The organism is Lelliottia wanjuensis, assembly GCF_030238365.1.
Taxonomy (GTDB): Bacteria; Pseudomonadota; Gammaproteobacteria; order Enterobacterales; family Enterobacteriaceae; genus Enterobacter; species Enterobacter wanjuensis.
In genome coordinates, this window is the sequence record NZ_JASSOT010000014.1 from 1 (window position 1) to 2,530 (window position 2,530).

General features: G+C 64.2%; 3 protein-coding genes. All 3 read right to left on the reverse strand.

Going from position 1 to position 2,530, the window contains the following annotated elements:
- Nucleotides 1-129: 129 nt before the first annotated feature.
- Nucleotides 130-930, reverse strand: coding sequence for an iron-enterobactin ABC transporter ATP-binding protein (gene fepC, locus QQF33_RS03290; RefSeq protein ID WP_285157370.1), 801 nt, complete (start codon nt 928-930; stop codon nt 130-132).
- Complete coding sequence (gene fepG / locus QQF33_RS03295) at nt 927-1,919, reverse strand: iron-enterobactin ABC transporter permease (RefSeq protein ID WP_285157371.1); 993 nt, start codon at nt 1,917-1,919, stop codon at nt 927-929. The genes fepC and fepG overlap by 4 nt, the downstream gene beginning before the upstream one ends.
- On the reverse strand, nt 1,916-2,530 hold a 615-nt coding region (locus tag QQF33_RS03300), incomplete at its 5' end, for an iron chelate uptake ABC transporter family permease subunit (protein WP_285157372.1). The genes QQF33_RS03300 and fepG, both read right to left, overlap by 4 nt.

The window sequence follows — 2,530 nt, forward strand, 5'->3', positions numbered from 1 at the left end:
CATAATCTCTCCCACGGGCTCAGTGGCACCAGGGCCGGGTGATGCTCACCGGTAACCTCCCGATGATCAGTCGGGGATCTTCTCCGCAGAAGCGGAGAAGATCAAGACATAAGGGCCGGGGTGAGGGGATCAAACCGCACGTTTCCCCAACGGCACCACCAGCGGCGTTCCCGCCACGGGATCGTCAATAATCATGCAGCGCATCCCGTAGATCCGCTCGATCAACTCTGGTGTCACAATCTCTTTCGGCGCGCCTTCCGCCACAATCTTCCCGTCGCGCAGCGCGATCAGATGTGTGGCATACCGGCACGCCTGATTCAGATCGTGCAGCACCGCCGCCAGCGTATAGCCCTGGGTGCGGTTCAGATCGCTCAATAATTCCAGCAGATCAATCTGATGGCTGATATCCAGCCAGGTCGTCGGCTCGTCGAGCAGCATGATCGCCGTCTCCTGCGCCAGCACCATCGCAATCCACGCGCGCTGCCGCTGGCCGCCGGAGAGGGTATCGACGCTTTGCCTTGCCAGATCGGTGATCCCCGTGGCCTGCATCGCGCGGGCTACGGCCTCTTCGTCCTCTTTCCGCCAACGGGTAAACAGCGGCTGATGCGGGTAACGCCCGCGCGCGACCAGCTCCTGCACGGTGATATCCCCCGGCGTGGTGGCGTTTTGCGCCAGCAGTCCAATCCGGCGCGCCACCTCTTTGCTGGCGTAACTCTGGATCTGCTCCCCGTCGAGAAACACGCTGCCGTGCTGGGGCGTCATCAGACGGCTCAGAGTGCGCAGCAGGGTCGATTTTCCGCAGCCGTTCGGGCCGATGATCGCCGTGAAATGGCCGTCGGGAATCGACACGGTCAGCTCGTCGACCACGATTTTTTTACCGTAGCCGAGGGTCAGTTTTTCGCCGCGCAAGCGGGACGTCATGGCATTCATTTCTTGCGGGACTCCTGGACTAACAAGACGATGAGGTAAATCCCGCCAAGGCTGACGGTCACCACACCCACCGGAAGTTGATAAGGCATAAAGAGTTGTTGCGCGCAGAGATCGGCGGCCAGCAACAGCAGCGCGCCGCACAGGGCCGACTGGGTCAGGCCCCAGCGCGCGGTGCCGCTGATGCGTCGTGCGATGTGCGGCGCAACCAGGGCAATAAACGAAATCGGCCCGGCGATGGCGGTGGAGGCGGCGGTTAACACCACCGCGACCAGCATCAGCGTCAGGCGCGAACGCTCAACGCTCACGCCCAGCGCGCAGGCGCTGTCGTCGCCCATCTCCAGCAGGCGCATTCTGCGCACCAGCAGCCAGGCGCAGAGCATCATCAGAGCGATAATCGGCGTGGCGGGCAGGGTTTTGGCCCACGTGAGGCCGTTGAGCGAACCCGCATTCCACAGCCCGGCGGTAAGGGACGTCTCTAACGAGGCATGCAGCAGAAGCCAGGTGTTAAACGCCATCAGCATGGCGCGAATGCCGATGCCGATAATGATCAGACGGAAGGTTTCGATGCCGTTGCGCCAGGCGAGCAGCCAGACGACGAGCGACGTCAAAATCCCCCCCGCCATCGCCGCAAAAGCAATCGCCGTGAGATGCTGACCAAAGAGCACCATCGCTACCAGCACTCCGCTCCACGCCCCGGTGTTGAAGCCCATCACGTCCGGGCTGCCGAGCGGGTTGCGCAGCAGTGACTGGAAAATCGCGCCGCTCACGCCGAGCGCCGCGCCGACCAGAATCGCCATCACCACGCGCGGCAAGCGCCACTCGGTCACCACCATGGTGATATTGCGCGGCGCGCTGCCGGTGAGGGCGTTAAACACCTGGCTGAAATCGAGGGTCACCGCGCCGCTGCGCAGGCTCCAGACGGCAATCAGCAGGCTGGCGGCGACCAGCAGCAGGCAGGAGAAGATTAAACGACGGGACGGGGCCATCACAGGGCACCTCCGCGCTGGCGACGAACCAGGAAGATCAGCACCGGCGCGCCGATAAAGGCGCTAACCACCGAGACGCGCAGCTCGCCCGGCACCAGCACGCGCCCGATGATATCGGCAAACAATAGCAGGGTTGGCGTAGCGAGCAGCGTGACCGGCAGGGACCAGCGGTGATCGGACCCGACAATCCAGCGCGCCATGTGCGGCATCATCAGGCCGATAAAGGCAATCGGACCGACGACGGCGGTCGCGCTGCCGCACAGCACGGTGATCGCCAGTAAACCCATCAGCTGCGTGCGTGCGACGCGGCTGCCGAGCGCGGTGGCGGTGTCCGTTCCGAGGCTCAGGCTGTTCAGCGCCCGGCTGGAAAAGAGCGCTACGGCGGCGGCGATCAGCACCGGAATAGTGACGACTTTCAGGGTTTGCAGCGTGCGGATATCAAGCGTTCCCGCCTGCCAGAAACGCAGCTGATCCCAAACGTCCGGGTTGAGCAGGGCGATGCCGGAGGATAAGCCTTCGAGCACCGCGCCGAGCGCCACGCCCGCCAGGGTCAGGCGCACCGGGCTGAGCTGTCCGCCGCCCTGGCTGCCGGTAAAGGCCACCAGCAGCGCCGC